The sequence below is a fragment of the Veillonella orientalis genome (assembly GCF_018406505.1).
GTDB classification, from domain to species: Bacteria; Bacillota; Negativicutes; order Veillonellales; family Veillonellaceae; genus Veillonella; species Veillonella nakazawae.
In genome coordinates this window covers 1745208-1762596 of record NZ_AP022322.1, presented here as the reverse complement: position 1 = coordinate 1762596, position 17389 = coordinate 1745208, and the positions used below count along the sequence as shown (strand labels likewise).

The window sequence follows — 17389 nt, the reverse complement described above, 5'->3', positions numbered from 1 at the left end:
AGTATATAATGAACAATACAAACACAAGAGGCTTCAATGATTTCATAGAAGCCTCTTTTTGTATCCCCTTATTCTTGTTAATTGAAATAGAAATAGAAATAGAAATAATATTTACCTATTTATTGCTTAAGTTATGTGCTGTTAGGTACACTTTTTTTCATCTTAGAATGATATAATAAATGTTACATCCTATCTCGATGTAGAGGTATTATTCAAGTTTAGTTATATTCCATATAACTCATTGGAATATAGAAAAACATAGATTTTATCTACATTTGTTGTATAATATGTATAGGATATTTAAAAAATTAGATGTTTTTGTGAAAGCCTATCCTCGTCTAAGTTTAATTAGATGTTTGGTGCATTTTATTTTAGATTCAAGCTCAATGTACTACTTTCACAATATGAGTATGATCTTGTGTGGTCATACGTTTTTTGAAAAGAGAGGTATTTATGCAACACATGCTACGCATGGGTATTGACGTGGGCTCTACAACTGTTAAAGTTGTACTATTAGACGAACACGATAATTATTTGTATAAAAAGTACATACGCCATTATGCAAACATTTTGGACACCGTATATACCTTGCTCCAAGAGGCTCAAGTGGGCCATGAAAATGATCAAGTTCATGTATGTATTACCGGTTCTGGTGGTATGGCGATGGCTGAAAAGGTACGCATTCCATTCGTGCAAGAGGTTATTGCTGAAACACGTGCTGTAAAAGCGTTGTATCCAGAAACTGATGTTATCATCGAACTTGGTGGTGAAGATGCGAAGGTAACCTATTTAGGTCAAACGGCAGAACACCGTATGAATGGTTCTTGTGCAGGTGGTACAGGTGCTTTCATCGACCAAATGGCGACTTTATTGCAAACGGATGCATCTGGTCTTAACCAACTGGCCATGAATGCTGATACGATTTATCCAATTGCAGCACGTTGTGGCGTATTTGCTAAGACAGACGTACAAGCTTTGTTAAACCAAGGCGCATCTCATGAAAATATTGCAAAATCCGTATTCCAAGCGATTGTAAACCAAACAATTGCGGGCCTTGCATGCGGTCATAAAATCGAAGGTAATGTAGCATTCCTTGGCGGTCCGTTGACATTCTTGTCTGAACTTCGTCAATGTTTCTGCGATACCTTAGAACTAGATGAAGCGCATCGCATTATCCCTGAAAACGGTGAATTATTCATCGCCTTAGGGGCGGCTTTGATGAAAGAAGACTGTCGTGAGATTACGGTTGGTCAATTAACAAAGGAAATTGGTGCCCTCATCGGTATTCCTATGGAGGCTACAGATCGTGTAGAACCTCTATTTAAAAATGAACAAGAATTAGAAGAATTCCGCGCTCGTCACGCTAAGGCAGTAACGCCAAAAGCGAATATTGAAGATGCGCAAGGTCCTTGTTACCTTGGTATTGATGCTGGTTCTACTACTCTTAAGGTAGTTCTCATCAACAGTAATAAGGAAATCATATTCTCTCACTATGGTCCTAACCATGGTAAACCATTAGAAAAATCTCGTGAAATGATCGAGAAGATTTATGAACTGTTACCAAAAGGCGCGTATATTGCGCATTCTGGTGTAACTGGTTACGGTGAAGCATTTCTTAAACGCGCCCTTGGCATCGATATTGGCGAAGTAGAAACAATGGCTCACTATCGTGCAGCTCGTTACTTCTGCCCTGATGTATCCTTTATCTTGGACATCGGCGGTCAAGATATGAAATGCTGTAAGGTTCGCGATGGCTATATCGAAGATATCGTATTGAACGAAGCCTGCTCCTCTGGTTGCGGCTCCTTCATCGATACATTCGCATCCGGTCTACGCATTCCAATCGATCAATTCGCGAAGGAAGGTTTATTGGCATCCTTGCCAATCGACTTGGGTTCTCGTTGTACTGTATTTATGAACTCTAAGGTTAAGCAGGCTCAAAAAGAAGGTGCTACGGTACAAGATATCGCGGCAGGTCTTGCTTACTCTGTTATTAAAAATGCCCTTTATAAGGTTCTTAAGGTAAAAGACCCTAAAGAATTGGGTGATCATATCGTTGTACAAGGCGGTACATTCTACAATGAATCCGTATTGCGTGCCTTCGAGAAATTGATGGGCGTAGAGGTAATTCGTCCTGACGTATCTGGCTTGATGGGTGCTTATGGTATGGCCCTTCTTGCAGCTGAAACGGCAGAAGAGTTACAAAAGGAAAAAAGCACTTTGCTCGATAGTGATGGTCTTAACTCCTTACAAGTATCTACGACAATGCGTAATTGCGGACTTTGCTCCAATAACTGTATGCTTACCATCAATGCTTTCTCAGATGGTCGTACTTACGTAACGGGTAACCGTTGTGACCGCGGTGCGGGCGGTATGATTCAAGAGGAACGCAAAGCAGTTCCTAACTTAGTAGACGTTAAATTGCGTCGTTACTTCGACTATTATTTGAAGAAAAATATTCCAGAGTTCGAAGGTAAAATGCGCGTAGGTATTCCTCGCGTCCTCAACATGTATGAGGATTTCCCATTCTGGTTTACATTCTTTAATACACTTGGCTATGAAGTAATCCTTTCCGATTACACTACAAAGGAACAATACAACAAGGCTATTGATACGATTCCATCCGATACAGCTTGCTACCCAGCAAAAGCGGTACATGGTCATATTCGTGATCTTGCGAATGCACAAGTAGACTTTGTTTGGTACCCTTGTATTCAACATGGTCCTAAGGAATTTAGCCGCGACAATAATTACCATTGTCCAATGGTTATTTCCTATCCAGAACTTATCAAAAACAACATGCAGGAGGTTCTAGGGGATACTCCATTCCACGCACCATTCTTGCCATTGGCTGATAAGAAATCTCTTGTTCCTGCTCTTGTGAAAGCATTGGATTTCTTGAATCTCAAGAAGAAAGATATTGCTAACGCTGTTGAAAAAGCGTGGGAAGAACAAGAAAATTGTAAGGCTTCTTACCGTGAAACGACAAAGAAAACAGTATCTCGCCTCGTAGCAGAACAAATTCCTACCATCGTATTAGCTGGCCGTCCATACCATTTGGACTCTGGTATTAATCACGGTATCCCAGAGCTTATTACATCCCTTGGTATGGCTGTTCTTACAGAAGATGGTGTTGCTCCACTAGGCAATGAAATTAAGCATTTACGTGTTGTAGACCAATGGTCCTACCATAGCCGTTTATATCGCGCTGCTGAATTCGTAAGTAGAACAGAAGGCTTCCAAATCGTTGAACTTAACTCCTTCGGTTGTGGCCTTGACTCTATCGTAGCGGATCAAGTAAAAGATATACTTTCAGCAAACCATAAAATTCATACCTTACTCAAAATTGATGAAGGTACAAACCTTGGGGCTGTAACGATCCGTTTACGTTCCTTGCAATCCGTAATGGAACGTAGCTTGCGTCGTCATCATAACCCAGAAGCACCAGAAGTGGTGGAAGAGCAATTACCAACCTACGATTATAATCGTGTGGTGTTCACAGAGGAAATGCGTAAGACCTATAAAATCTTGGTGCCACAAATGTCACCATTGCATTTTAGCCTCTTAGATCCAGTCCTCAAAAATGAAGGCTATAACTTTGAAATGTTGCCAGCACCAACGCGTGACGATATTGAAGTGGGCTTGAAATATATCAATAATGATGCATGTTACCCAGCGATTATCGTTGTTGGTCAGCTCATGTCTGCACTATTATCTGGTAAATACGATATCGATAAAACAGCTGTTATCATCTCTCAAACAGGTGGTGGTTGTCGTGCTACAAACTACATCGGCTACTTGCGTAAGGCTTTAATCGATGCTGGTATGAAGCAAGTACCAATCTTATCCCTCAATGCGAGCGATATGGAACGTCAACCAGGTTTCAAATTGACAAAAGGTTTCTTACATCGTATGATCCAAGCCGTTGTTTACGGTGATGCCCTCATGCAATGCGTATTGGCTACACGTCCTTACGAAACTAACCCGGGCTCTACAGATGCTTTATGTGATTACTGGATTAAAAAATTACGTGAAAACATTACATCTGCCAGCCTTCGTCAGTATAATAAGTACATCAAAGAAATCATTCATGACTTTGATAACTTGCCGGTCAATAAAGATGTACAAAAACCTCGCGTTGGCGTCGTAGGGGAAATTTACGTTAAATTCCATCCAAGTGCTAACAACCATATCAATGAACTCATTGAAAAAGAAGGTGGCGAAGTCGTTACATCTGGATTATTAGACTTCTTCTTGTACTGTGCAATGGACAGCACATACCGTGCTAAACACCTTGATGGTACATGGCTATCTGGCTTCTTCGGTACATTGGCTCGTGAAGCCCTTGAACTTTACCGTTTGCCATACGCTAAAGCCGTAGCAGCGTCTAAACACTTCGACCCTCTACAACGTATGACAGAAGTAGCAAAAGAAGCAGCTCAATACATTGGCCTTGGTAACCAATGCGGTGAAGGCTGGTTCCTCACAGGCGATATGATTGACCTCATCGAAAAAGGGGCTAAACAAATCGTATGCTTGCAACCATTCGGCTGCTTGCCAAACCACGTAACAGGTAAAGGCATGGTTAAAACACTATCCGCTGCCTACCCAGACGTGCGCATTGCTGCTATTGACTATGATCCAGGATCCAGTGCAGTAAACCAAGCAAACCGACTAAAACTATTACTATCGACAATGTTTGAATAAGACTGCTCTGTTATATTTTCAATGGGGCTATGTTAGCTGTATTGCTAATTTTAGCTAAAATAATGGTTTTGTAACTCGATGGAGCTTTAGTGAATAAGCTATAAGGTGCTTTACATTTTATAATGGGGCCCGAATACAACTGCATATTACTAGTATAGAAAAAATACAGCCCTCTCTTGGCTCAGTACGTCACTACGTTCCGTAAAATCGCTGCAGAGAGGGCTGTATTCTTTTCTATATACGTTAATTACGAAGATGTCCCATTATAAAATGTAAATGATTCGATCTACTATATCTAATAGCTCCATCGGATTTCTTATCTTATTATTTACAAAAATTCGCAATACATCTAACGGAAAAGAGAAAAGAGGGTTGTGTTCTTTTCTATATACACTCGTTTTGAAGACGTCCCATTGAAAATATAATTAGTGCAGATATGGATAGATGTAAGGAGATGTGGCTATGCCACATCTCTTTTTCCTACAATCAGTTGGACAGGTGCTTTCCTTTATTGTGCATAGTGTATTTGTAAAAAAGAATTAGCAGATTTTAATTTAAGCTGTATAGCCCCACAATGGGACGCCTCTACAGGTAGTGTTAATATAAATAAGATACCCCTTTCCGAAGCGATTTTACGAAGCGTAGCGCCGTACTGAGCAAGGAAAGGGGTATCTTATTTATATACTAATATTATTCTGTTGTAGTTGGGCCCCATTGTAGGGCTCACACAAATGTTTAAAAAAGATTATTCTTTCTCTACCAAACCATACAAGCACAATAAGGAAAGCACTGCACATACTAGCATTGTAATCCCCATTGGTATACCCGTATGATCCCCACCTATACCAACTAATGGAGATACAATACCTGCAGCAAACATGCTTGCAAAGCCTAGTATGGCAGAGGCACTGCCTGCCATTTTACCGTATTTAGTCATCGCCATAGAGAAGGAGGCGGAACCGAATAGGGATACTGTACACACCGTAAAGAATAGGATTGTTGTTACAGGAATGAGAGACCATTCAAAAATCATGGCTACTAAAAATAGTAAGGAACCGATTGTAAGTTCCCATAGACTGAATGTAAGTATTTGACGAGATGTTACGACATTACTTACTCGTCCGCTAATGGCACTGGCCAAGATAATGCCGCAGCTATTGATACCAAAAAGATAACTAAATTTCTGGGCTGAAAGTTGGAAAATATTTTGGTATACAAAGGATGAACCTGAGATATAGGCAAAGAAAGCGCCGAAAGCAAAGAATTGAATTAAAGATTGTCCCAGGAAACGTTTATCTTTGATCAGTGTAAAGTAGTTCTTTATAGCCGTAGCAAGGCCGCCAGTAACGCGGTTTTCCTTTGGTAAGCTTTCACGGAAAAGAAGAGAACCTAGTAATAGAATAGCAGAGAATACTGCTAAGATGACAAAGATTACACGCCATGTAGTAAATAAGAGCAGTTGTCCGCCTACTAAAGGTGCAATTACAGGTGCGAGGCCATTGACCATCATGAGCAAAGCAAATAGCTTAGTCAGTTCTTGACCAGATGCAAAGTCTCGAGCGATGGCTTTGGCAATTACAACGCCTACAGAGCCGGTTAAGCCTTGTAGAAATCTTCCGAGTAAAAGTATTTCGATACTAGGCGCATAGGCACAAATAATACTAGAGATAACACATAGTAAATTACCTATAATAAGTGGTACCTTACGACCCATTGTGTCACTTATAGGGCCACCAAATAATTGACCTAAGGCAACACCAAAGGTCATAATACCAATGGTCATTTGAATATTTGATGCTGTTGTATTTAATTCGCCAGGCATAATCGGTAATGCCGGTAAATACAGATCCGTTGCGAGCGGTGTAATAGCTGTTAACATGCCAAGGAATACTACCAAGATAAAGGAAACCTTAGCAGAATTTTCTTGAGTCATACAATCCTCCTATCTTAAAATGGGAAAAATAAAAGCCTGCGAATCGCACTGATATGTACCCCCTTTACTGGACAACCAGTAAAGGGGGTATTTTCATGAGATATAGTTATGAATTTAAAAGAAAAGCAATTGAATTATTCTATCAAGGTGAATGGCCCAAGACACCTAAAGGTGTGAGGACAGATACATTTCATAGACAAATAAGGGACTGGGTTAAATTAGAACGACTTCATGGTTCAGATATTAATAAATGTCGAGGGACTAATAAGTATTGGTCTCCAAAAGAAAAATTTGAGTTAGTATGCCAAGTTCTTTCAGGTCAAGGTTTAAGATCAGTAGCTATTGTAGCGGGTATTAATTCTGGACAACTGTATCAATGGGTTCATAAATACAAAACTTTGGGATACAATGGTCTTATTAATAAACCTAAAGGACGACCACCAAAGGATTGCAAAATGAAAGTACCTAAGACTATCTCACCTCGAGAGCTCAAAGAGAGTGAATATGAGGAACTCATTCGCTTACGAGCTGAAATTGCTTATATTAAAGCTGAAAATGAAGTCATAAAAAAAGAGATTGCCTTGAGAGAAGAAAAGGAAGCTGCGCGTCTCAAGGCGAAAAAGCAGCGATTATCAAAACGCTCCGCCAACAAGGCTATCAACTAAAGCATCTTTTGAAAGCTATGCCAATGTCCAAATCTACCTATTATTTTGAAATTACTAAAGTAGATCTTGTAGATAAAAGAAATACAGAGCTAAAAGATGAAATTCAAAAGATTTTTACAGAACATAAAGGTCGGTATGGTGTACGCCGTGTATACCAAGAACTTCTTAATCGAGGTTTTGTAGTTAATCATAAACGAGTGCAAAGACTTATGCATAGCATGGGACTCGCAGGAAAGCGACCGAAGGAAAAGTATCACTCTTACAAAGGAAAAGTCGGTAAAGTAGCAGAAAATATCGTCAATAGAGATTTTAGTACAACTGCACCATTACAAAAATGGACTACTGATGTATCTCAATTTAATTTCTCGTGGGGAAAATGCTATTTATCGCCTATTTTAGATATGAATACGAATGAGATTATTGCTTATGACTTAGCATTAAGGCCTAACTTAGAACAGATTTCTCGTATGTTAGAGAAAGCCTTTAAGAAGTTTACTAATCTTTCGGGATTAATCTTCCACTCTGATCAAGGCTGGCAATACCAACATAACTATTTTAGACAAGCACTTAAAGAACATGGCATTATTCAGTCTATGTCTAGAAAAGGAAATTGTTATGATAACTCTGTGATGGAAACCTTTTTTGGTAGATTGAAAACAGAAATATATTATGGTTTTGAAACAGAATATTCATCATTTAATGCTTTTGCAGTAGCAATAGAAGAATACATTAACTATTACAACAACAAAAGGATCCAGAAAAAAACAAAATGGATGCCTCCTGTAAAATACAGGGAAGCATCCATGTGTTTAGGCTAGTAAATAATATGTGTCCAGGAAAATGGGTACATATCACACTTCGCAGACTGCATTTAATTTTTTCTATTTGATACGATGTATTTTACCATGATTGAGAAAAAATATCTATATGAAATATTGAGTTTGCTATATCTCTATTTATAGATTACAATTAGTATATTAATTATATCTAAAAAAATCAATGTGCTTATTGGCGATGGGAGAATTATATGAAATATTTAATAAAAGGTTTTGTGTTAGCTGCAATTGTAGTAATCGGGACCGCTACGGTTTCATCTGTAGAAGCAATTGGTTCTGATGAGGCAGTGCAAAGTGCATTAGCACGTGTACCAGGTGCAACGGTGGCTAATGTAACTGAGTTCAATCGCGATTATGAGAATGGCCGTTTAGAGTATGAAGGTGAAATACATTATAACGGTTATGAATATGATTTTGAAATTGATGCAGATACTGGGACCATTACTAAATGGGAAGTAGAGCAAGAGGTTTATTAATAGATTATTACAATTATATGTAGCAAATTAGTGAACCCTAAACTGTATTATCATTAAGCCATGTTATATATAGTATTTTCATATGTGGCAATAAAAAAGAACAGCTCATCAAGAGCTGTTCTTTTATGTTACCAAATCTTAGAAGAAGAAGTGGTGAATTTCATGGATGAAATGTTGACCGAAGAAGGAAATACAACCATGCATAACGATGAAGATCAAGAAGTATTTGAATGCGCTGTTCATGATAACGCTTGCTTCGATTTCATGTTCTAAGTTGTGAGCTTCTTCAGAACCAATTTCTTTGTGGTTTTCTAGGTATGCTTTCAAAGCAGGACCTACGGCACCAATAGAAATCGCGATGGATTGTGGGGACAACATTTTACCGATACCAGCTGCACCGGAGTTAACAGCTGCCAACCAGAAGCCAAGGTCTTCGAAGTTTGTAGGATCTAAACCTTGAGCTGCAGCGATTTGAAGTGGGCCAAACAATACGTTGGAGTTTGTACCGGAACCAGTTAAGAAGGCACCCAACGCACCTACGATAGGAGCGAATAGAGGATACAAGGAACCTGTACCAGCAACCATTGCTTTCGCAATATCTGCAGTCATACCAGAGTAAGTCATCAATTTAGCTGTCATAACAACTGTGATGATTGTAAGGTATGTGAATTTCAAGTTTTTAACTGTGGAACCCAATGTACCGAAGATTTCGCCAGCTTTTGCTTTTTGGATGAAACCACCAACAATACCAGCGATGAAGATCATGATACCAGGAGTTGCAATCCATACGAATGTGTAAGGTTTTGCACCAGCGCCTTGGTAAATAGGTACAGATGTTTTAATGGATGCAAGAGGACCATTAATTGCAGGGAATAATTTGGAAGTTAATAACAATAATACGAAGATTAAGATGAATGGCATTGCGGCAATAAGGCCTTCGCTACCAGAAACTTTAGGAACTTCGCCAGTTTGTTTAACTGCATATTCAGGATCATTAGGAGGCATAATTTTTGCACAACCAATGATAACTGCCATAATTACGATGGATGCAGAAATTACGGATAATTCTGGACCCATTACAGCGTTGATTATAGTTTCAGGAACAGCTAATGCTAAACCGGAAAGTAATGTAACAAGGAATACGCCTTTTAACGCTTTGATACCGCCACCAATAATCATAACAACGAAGAATGGAGCGATAAGGTTAAGTAAGAATAATTGTACGGAAATGAATGTACCTAAATGGCTTGGATCAAGGTTTGTTAAGGATGCCAAAGTAGTTGTTGGAATACCGATGGAGCCAAATGTTGTTGGTACGGAGTTCGCAACGAGACATGCGATGATAGATTTTAGTGGATCAAAACCTACTGCAACCATCATAGCAGCTGGAATTGCAACGGCAGTACCAAAGCCAGCCATACCTTCCATGAAGGCACCAAAGCCCCATGCAAGTAACAATGCAAGTACACGAGTATCAGATGTTACAGAAGAAAGCATTGTTTTAATAGTTTCCATTGCTTTCGTATGTACTACCAAGTTATAAACGAAGATAGCAGCTGTAATAACTAATAGGATTGGCCAGATTGCCAAAGCGGCACCTTCAAGGGCACCAGTGACCATAATGAATGGGTCAGATTGGAATGCTGTAATAGCGATGATGAAAGAACCGATTGCAGCAACACTTGTTGCTTGCCATGCAGGTAATTTCAAGATGGATAACGCTACGATCAACCAAATGATTGGAGATAGCGCTAATAGAACGGTGATAGCACTCATTTCTAAAATCATCCTTTCAAGAAAAATAAAAATATATGCTTAACAGGACGATGTAGCTTAATCAATTTAATTGATGAGTAAATCGCTATTGTATTAAGTTGTAAAAGTTCAGTTAAAATAAAAGCTTACAATAAAATAACAGATAAACTTATCATAAAAATTAATATATCTCTTAAAATTTTTTAACCTCATGGTTTTTGAGGTTAATGAGATTAAAAAAATATAAGAGAGGGGACATAAACAGTGTTTATGTCCCCTTCTTTACTGACTACATGTCCACGTTAGGGCCTTTGTAAGGTCTTAGGTATTAGTAGTTACCTTTGAACATTGTAGCAGGAGCTTCTGGTACATAATCGCCGAAGTAGGATTTGAAGTCTAAACCTAATTCATTGCAAAGGTCTTGAACTTCAAGCATTGTACCGTTAAGTACAGGGATGCCTTCAGCTTTAACTTTAGCAACAGATTCATGTTCTTTTTCGCCATGAGTGTAGATACGGTCTTGACCTTGAGCTTTAGGAGCTTCACGTAATTCTTGTAAGAATTGGGAGAAGTGTTTTTTGATTTCAGCTGGGTCACCGAAGAATTCAGGGTTGATAGCCATGAAGCCGTGGCAGATGTTGGATTTACCGCCAACCATACATTTGTTGGAAGTACCGCCTTGAGACAAGATGGAGGAGAATAATTCAGCAATCATGCCGTTACCATAACCTTTGTGGCCGCCAAGAACTTCTGTAGCACCACCTAAAGGAAGGATACCGCCGCCTTCATGACGGGAGATGTTGCCCAATACTTCAGCTGCATCAGTGGAAGGAACGCCGTCTTTGTTAACAGCCCAGCCATCTGGAGTAGCTTTGCCCATTTTGTTGTACATTTCAAGTTTACCACGAGTTACTACTGTAGTGGAGCAATCGAAGAAGAAGTCAACAGGATCAGCAGGTACAGTCCAAGCGATAGGGTTAGAACCAAGCATAGCTTTACGAGCATATACAGGAACCATGATTGCTTCGGAGTTTGTACAAGAGAAACCGATTAAGCCTTGGTCGGATGCCATTTTAGCATAGTAACCAGCGATACCATAGTGGTTGGAGTTACGTACGGATACGATACCAACACCGGATTTTTTAGCTTTTTCGATAGCCATTTCCATAGCCATGTGGCCCAAGATTTGGCCCATGCCGTCATGACCGTCGATAACTGCGGAAATTGGAGTTTCTTTTACGATTTCAGGTTTTGCGTCGATTTTGATCAAGCCATTAGTGATACCTTTGTGGTAACGAACCATACGTTGCATACCATGGCTTTGAATACCGAACAAGTCGGAAGTCAAAAGTACGTCTTGGATGATGTCAGCTTCTTTTTCGGAGAAACCGAATTTTTGGAAAGCGTCCATGCTTAATTTTTTCAATGTTTCATAAGGGAATAACACAGTGTTTTTTGCGTCTGCCATCGTTAAAACCTCTTTTCAGAAAATATGTACCTGATATAGTAACGTCACTCTAAAATATCATGAAGTTTAAATGATATCTGGTGAGCTCTATATCCTCTCAAATGACAATGTCAGTATAGCACAGAAAGAAGTGAGATTGAATAGTCTTACAGTCTGAAACACATTACTAAATACGCATACGTACCGGTGATGTTTGTCACATATTCCGAGGTCGATTACTGAAACATCCGATTATACCTAAAACTATATGGTTATGACTTTTAGTTATGATTGCATGATTTTTTTATAGATTTTCAGTATTTTTATAGAGCTTATTAGTATATCTGTTTAGGCTTTGAGCAAGAATGAGAATGGATAAACATCGATAAAACTTGAAATGTTCAATAACATATATAAAAATTTTTGATATGTATAGCAACGTATTGTGATAACTGAATGTATTGATATGCATGATATGCAATGATTTTAATCTTTGTGAAGATAGAAAATGTGTTAAAGGTTACACTTATACAGACAATGCTGTAATATAATATAAATATACATCCTATAGTTTATATAATTTATAAGCGAGGTGCTTATTTTGAAAGAATACAAATCAGTATGTCCTTATGATTGCCCAGATGCATGTGGTCTAATCGTATCGGTAGAGAACAATAGAGTAGTATCTGTTCGTGGTAATAGAGATCATGCTTTTACAAGAGGTACATTGTGCCCTAAAATGGCGCATTACGAACAAGTGGTTCATTCTCCATTGCGTTTACAGTACCCAATGAAACGGATTGGTAAAAAAGGAATCGGTGAAGACCAATATATACGTATCAGTTGGGATGAGGCATTAGATACCATTGTTAATAATTTTAAAGAAACTATTAGTACTCATGGCAGTGAAAGTATTTTGCGCTACTCCTATGCAGGTACGATGGGTGTGATTCAAAGCCCAGCAGCAGATTACTTTTTCCGCCGTATTGGTGCTACAGACCAGGACCGTGGTATTTGCTCCCCTGCAAAACAGGCAGGATTCCGCTCTATTTATGGCGATACACTAGCCATTAAACCGCAAGAGGCACAACATAGTGATTTAATTGTTCTATGGGGTATTAATGCCACTGCTACTGATGTTCATATCTTACATGATGTAAACATAGCAAAAAAGAATGGCGCTCAAGTTTGGATTATTGATACACATAAAACCTATACTTTTAATCAAGCTCATGAACATATTTACGTAAAACCTGGTAGTGATGGCGCCTTAGCGTTAGGTATGCTTCATATTATTCATCGAGACGGTTTAGCAGATATAGATTTTATTAAGAAACATGTACAAGGTTATGATGAACTCGTAAACGATGTGTTGCTTGATTTTACACCGGAAAAAGCATCTGAACTTTGTGGCGTTTCCGTAGAACGTATGATTGAGTTTGCCCATACCTATGCTAAAGCTAAGGCTCCATTTATACGTCTTGGCAGTGGGTTATCACGCTATGGGAATGGTGCTATGAACTGTCGTGCTATTAATGCATTACCTGCTGTAGTTGGAGCTTGGCAATATTTAGGCGGTGGCTTATTATCGAGTGCTAGTGGTAGTAAGTTTGTGGGCAAAGAAGTGATGCAACAGGCTCATGTGGATGCACCAGCAAAGCGATTGATGCCTATGATTAAACTAGGTGAAATGCTTACAAACCCATCAGGTACAGCTGTGCATAGTCTTTATGTATTCTCTAGTAATCCGGCTATAACAGCACCTGATCAAAATGTAGTGCGAAAAGGCTTGATGAGAGATGATTTATTTACGGTTGTTCACGAACGCTTCTTTACCGACACATGTAAATACGCCGATATTGTATTGCCCGCCACAACATCAGTAGAACATGACGATATATATAACTCCTATGGGCACTATACAATTGGAACGGGTTATAAATTAATCGATCCTATTGGCGAATCCCGCTCTAACTGGCAAGTGATTTCTGAATTAGCTAAACGTATGGGACTTACAGATGAATTCTTTAAGCATAGTGAACGAGATTTAATAGACCAAATTGTAAGTGCGTCGCACCGTATTTCTAAGGATGATCAAAATTTAATTCTCCAAGGTGAACCAGTAGAGATGACGTTGCCTGAAAATTATAAATTAGATTTTAAAACGCCATCTGGAAAGATTGAGTTATATAATCCACATGATGTGGAGCCACTAATTCGTTATTTACCGCCTTATGGTGATAGTGCACCATTCTGGCTTATTATTGGTAATGATATTCGCATTTTAGATTCTAGCTTCTGTGAGTTAGAGTTTGATGATCCTGAATTGATTAAACTACGCATCAATCCTAAAGATGCAAAAGTATATAACATTAATGATGGCGATGAAGTAGAAATCTATAATAATCGTGGTAGTGTAAAAATTAAAGTTTACTATGATGAAGAGGTACAACGAGGTACATTAGTAACACTTGGCGTGTGGTGGCAATCACAATCTAGTGATCCAAATGTAGCTATCAATGCGCTTACTGCAGACAGACCAACTGATCAAGGTTGGGGCAGTACATTCTACGACGTACAAGTTCATATCAAAAAGGCGGATGTTTAATTTCCTTTACTTATAGGAATAACGTTATGCTAATATATCATAACAAGGATATTTTTATTGCATACATATCCTCATTAGGATTATAATAGTAATATTATTTCTATATATAACCTGAAGGGGGTTACGTTTATGAATGGTAATGAAAAATTATCTGCCCGTGCCTATTGGGCTATAGGCATGATGTTATTCGCCCTATTCTTTGGGGCAGGGAACTTGATCTTCCCAGCGGCCTTAGGTCAACATGCTGGTGATAACGTAGGTTGGGCTTTGTTCGGCTTTGTATTAACCGGTGTAGGCCTTCCACTATTAGGTATTGTAGCTATGGGCTACTCCTCTTGTAAAGATGTTGAAGAGTTAGCGAGTCGTGTTCATCCAATTTATGGCTTAATATACACTATCGCACTTTACTTGAGTATTGGGCCTATGTTTGCCACACCGCGTACTGGTACAGTGGCTTATGAAATCGCCATCAAGCCATTTGCTGAAGGCTTGCATATGAATATGGAACCCATATTCCTCGCCATATTCTTTGGTGTATCTTTATGGTTATCCATTAGCCCTCACAAGCTTGTAAATCGCATTGGTAACATTTTAACTCCAGCTTTATTATTAGTTATCTTGTTACTTATTGTTAAATCCTTTATTACGCCAATTGGTGGTTATCCATTGCCACAACCAGCGTATGGAGATGCACCTACTGCTGTGTTACAAGGATTCTTAGATGGCTATAATACAATGGATGCGTTAGCTTCTGTAGTATTTGCTATTCTTGTTATCGACTTTGTTCGACTTAGTGGCGCTACAAATCATGAAGTAATTACTAAAACCGTGATGGAAGTTGGTGCTATTGCCGTAGGTCTTCTCGGTATTGTGTATGTATTTATCGCTAACATTGGTGCTACTAGTGTTGAACGTTTTGGTCTATTCGATACAGGGGCGCCTGTCCTTTCTACAAGTGCTAACTATTTATTTGGTGATTTTGGACAAATAATTCTGGCTATTATCGTTCTCTTGGCTTGTTTGTCTACAAGTATCGGTTTAATTACTTCTTGTGGTACATACTTCCATAAGTTGACACCGAAGATTAGCTATAAATTATATGTAGTAATCTTCTCCGTAGCAGCATTTGGTCTTAGCATGTTCGGTTTGAAAACAATCATCAGTGCTGCCATTCCTGTGTTGATGCTCTTGTATCCGTTGACAATTGTAATTATTTTACTCGCATTAATTAACGATGTCTTTGGCGGTCGTCGTTGTATATATGCATGGACAATTGGTCTTACAATGATCTCTGCACTTATGACTGGCTTAGAAACCGCTGGTATTGCACCAGATGCTTTAGAGGGGTTATTTACTCAATATATTCCATTCCAAGCGGCAGGTATGGGCTGGGTGAGCTTTGCAATACTCGGGTTTATTGTAGGTCTTATCCATAAAGGGCTCGTGTCCGAAAATAAATAATAGTATTAATGGTTCTATACTTTCGTTTTTGGTGAAAGTATAGAACCTTTTTGTGTCTTAAGGGTTGTCATATAAAATTGATTTTGTGAGTAGAAGTTTCTATAATAAGAATATAGATAATGAAAGAAGGAAGGAAGATTTTATGCGTAGTACTCATTGTTTACCTAGTTATAGTTTTGGCGGTCATGAGGTGTTTGACGCTATTCCCAAATTTACAAAATTATATGGTAAGTCTGTAGCTATCATCGGTGGTGAGACAGCTCTTTCTAAAGCTTTGCCACACATTCGTCCAGTGCTTGATAAAGCAGGGATTAAAGTGCTAGATATTATTCACTTTGGTGGAGAGTGTACTTTCGCTCGAGGTAAGGAAATTGCACAAATGGCTTCTGTAAAAGATGCGGACTTTATGTTTGCTGTTGGTGGTGGTAAGGCCATGGATACGGTAAAAGTAGTAGCTCTAGAGTTAGATGATAAACCATTCTTTACAATTCCGACCATTGCCTCTACTTGTGCTGCAACGTCAGAAGTAGCAGCTGTTTACACTGCAGAGCATACTTTTGATGACGTAGCCTTTGTAAATCATCCTCCTGTGCACTGCTTTATTGATGCTGATATTCTCGTAGAAGCACCAAGCCGTTACTTGTGGGCGGGAATGGGAGATACTATTGCAAAACACTATGAAACTCATCTTTCTGCCCGCAATCGTGAGCAAGATTATAATACTCAGTTAGGCCTTACTCTAGCTTCTATGTGTAGTGAACCAATTTTAGTACATGGTATACAAGCCTATAAAGACAGCCAAGCTAAAAAACGTAGTGATGCATTTGATACCATTGCTATGACTGTTATCTTTACTACCGGTATTGTATCGGGTTGTGTTCCTATGGCATATAATAGTAATATGGCTCATGCTGTATGTTATGGCTGTGTTACTAATAAAGAAACAGAAGAAAACCATTTGCATGGTGAAATGGTAGCATATGGCTTACTTATTTTGTTAACTGTTGACCAACAAATGGATGAATTACAACGGTGGTTGCCAATATACCGCGAATTAGGTTGGCCTACTAAACTTTCACAGTTAGGTCTTACTGCATCGCATATTCCTCAAATTGTTGAAAAGGCTACATCTGTTCATGATATTGATGTATCTCCGTACAAAATTACAGCAGATATGTTGACTAAGGCTATTCAATACATGGAATCTCTTGATTAATATAATTTGTAACCGTTTGTGTATGTTATGTGATGAGGTTATAAATGCGAAAAATTGTAAAGGGTGGCTTATATCGTCATTTTAAAGGCATGTACTATTATGTGTTAGATGTTGCAACTCATTCGGAAACGAGTGAACAGTTCGTAGTGTATCAAAAATTATATGATCAACGTGACTTATATGTACGACCACTAGATATGTTTTTGAGTGATGTGGATTGTGAAAAATATCCTGATGTAGAGCAGAAAGAGCGATTTAAGTTGATGAGCGGACGTGATTAGGAGG

The 17389-nt window shown here is 38.7% G+C and carries 11 protein-coding genes; 8 read left to right on the top strand and 3 right to left on the bottom strand.

The features are described 5' to 3' along the window. Nucleotides 1–453: 453 nt before the first annotated feature. Nucleotides 454–4707: a 2-hydroxyacyl-CoA dehydratase gene (locus VEIS1202513_RS08135; RefSeq protein ID WP_213467259.1), complete on the top strand. Its 4254-nt coding sequence runs from the start codon at nt 454–456 to the stop codon at nt 4705–4707. 745 nt (nt 4708–5452) lie between these two features. On the opposite strand, the gene VEIS1202513_RS08130 is transcribed toward VEIS1202513_RS08135, so the two are convergent. Beyond that, nucleotides 5453–6640 carry a multidrug effflux MFS transporter gene (locus tag VEIS1202513_RS08130; RefSeq protein WP_213467258.1) on the bottom strand — a complete coding sequence of 396 codons (1188 nt, stop codon included), beginning with the start codon at nt 6638–6640 and terminating at the stop codon, nt 5453–5455. Between the two features lie 95 nt (nt 6641–6735). On the opposite strand from VEIS1202513_RS08130, the gene VEIS1202513_RS08125 reads away from it, so the two are divergent. The 3 genes from VEIS1202513_RS08125 to VEIS1202513_RS08115 all read left to right on the top strand — a co-directional run bounded on the left by VEIS1202513_RS08125 (nt 6736) and on the right by VEIS1202513_RS08115 (nt 8617). After that, nucleotides 6736–7305 (top strand): helix-turn-helix domain-containing protein, encoded by a 570-nt coding sequence (locus VEIS1202513_RS08125; RefSeq protein ID WP_244856214.1) that lies wholly within the window; start codon nt 6736–6738, stop codon nt 7303–7305. Continuing rightward, the gene (locus tag VEIS1202513_RS08120; protein WP_244856321.1) at nt 7269–8123 is read left to right on the top strand and encodes an IS3 family transposase; all 855 of its coding nucleotides are present in this window, start codon (nt 7269–7271) and stop codon (nt 8121–8123) included. Before VEIS1202513_RS08125 ends, VEIS1202513_RS08120 begins: the two co-directional genes overlap by 37 nt. 209 nt (nt 8124–8332) lie before the next feature. After that, nucleotides 8333–8617, top strand: a complete 285-nt coding sequence (locus tag VEIS1202513_RS08115) for a PepSY domain-containing protein (RefSeq protein WP_213467257.1) — start codon at nt 8333–8335, stop codon at nt 8615–8617. A 138-nt stretch (nt 8618–8755) separates the two neighbouring features. On the opposite strand, the gene VEIS1202513_RS08110 is transcribed toward VEIS1202513_RS08115, so the two are convergent. Together VEIS1202513_RS08110 and VEIS1202513_RS08105 are read right to left on the bottom strand one after the other, a co-directional pair. After that, on the bottom strand, nt 8756–10393 hold the full coding sequence (locus tag VEIS1202513_RS08110) for an L-lactate permease (RefSeq protein ID WP_213467986.1): 1638 nt from the start codon (nt 10391–10393) through the stop codon (nt 8756–8758). A gap of 307 nt (nt 10394–10700) precedes the next feature. Next, nucleotides 10701–11840 carry an Ldh family oxidoreductase gene (locus VEIS1202513_RS08105; RefSeq protein ID WP_156719224.1) on the bottom strand — a complete coding sequence of 380 codons (1140 nt, stop codon included), beginning with the start codon at nt 11838–11840 and terminating at the stop codon, nt 10701–10703. A gap of 580 nt (nt 11841–12420) precedes the next feature. On the opposite strand from VEIS1202513_RS08105, the gene VEIS1202513_RS08100 reads away from it, so the two are divergent. The 4 genes from VEIS1202513_RS08100 (at nt 12421) to VEIS1202513_RS08085 (ending at nt 17385) form a co-directional block, all read left to right on the top strand. Further along, nucleotides 12421–14427: a molybdopterin-containing oxidoreductase family protein gene (locus VEIS1202513_RS08100; RefSeq protein ID WP_213467256.1), complete on the top strand. Its 2007-nt coding sequence runs from the start codon at nt 12421–12423 to the stop codon at nt 14425–14427. A gap of 129 nt (nt 14428–14556) precedes the next feature. After that, complete coding sequence (brnQ, locus tag VEIS1202513_RS08095) at nt 14557–15888, top strand: branched-chain amino acid transport system II carrier protein (protein ID WP_213467255.1); 1332 nt, start codon at nt 14557–14559, stop codon at nt 15886–15888. Between the two features lie 142 nt (nt 15889–16030). Continuing rightward, complete coding sequence (locus VEIS1202513_RS08090) at nt 16031–17104, top strand: iron-containing alcohol dehydrogenase family protein (RefSeq protein ID WP_213467254.1); 1074 nt, start codon at nt 16031–16033, stop codon at nt 17102–17104. A 44-nt stretch (nt 17105–17148) separates the two neighbouring features. Continuing rightward, the gene (locus tag VEIS1202513_RS08085; RefSeq protein ID WP_156719228.1) at nt 17149–17385 is read left to right on the top strand and encodes a DUF1653 domain-containing protein; all 237 of its coding nucleotides are present in this window, start codon (nt 17149–17151) and stop codon (nt 17383–17385) included. Nucleotides 17386–17389 lie beyond the last annotated feature (4 nt).

Bases quoted from the DNA above. Each gene is read 5' to 3' on its own strand.
- VEIS1202513_RS08090 (WP_213467254.1), top strand. From the start codon at position 16,031: ATGCGTAGTACTCATTGTTTACCTAGTTATAGTTTTGGCGGTCATGAG.
- VEIS1202513_RS08115 (WP_213467257.1), top strand. From the start codon at position 8,333: ATGAAATATTTAATAAAAGGTTTTGTGTTAGCTGCAATTGTAGTAATC.
- VEIS1202513_RS08125 (WP_244856214.1), top strand. From the start codon at position 6,736: ATGAGATATAGTTATGAATTTAAAAGAAAAGCAATTGAATTATTCTAT.
- brnQ (WP_213467255.1), top strand. From the start codon at position 14,557: ATGAATGGTAATGAAAAATTATCTGCCCGTGCCTATTGGGCTATAGGC.
- VEIS1202513_RS08110 (WP_213467986.1), bottom strand. From the start codon at position 10,393: ATGAGTGCTATCACCGTTCTATTAGCGCTATCTCCAATCATTTGGTTG.
- VEIS1202513_RS08085 (WP_156719228.1), top strand. From the start codon at position 17,149: ATGCGAAAAATTGTAAAGGGTGGCTTATATCGTCATTTTAAAGGCATG.
- VEIS1202513_RS08130 (WP_213467258.1), bottom strand. From the start codon at position 6,640: ATGACTCAAGAAAATTCTGCTAAGGTTTCCTTTATCTTGGTAGTATTC.
- VEIS1202513_RS08105 (WP_156719224.1), bottom strand. From the start codon at position 11,840: ATGGCAGACGCAAAAAACACTGTGTTATTCCCTTATGAAACATTGAAA.
- VEIS1202513_RS08135 (WP_213467259.1), top strand. From the start codon at position 454: ATGCAACACATGCTACGCATGGGTATTGACGTGGGCTCTACAACTGTT.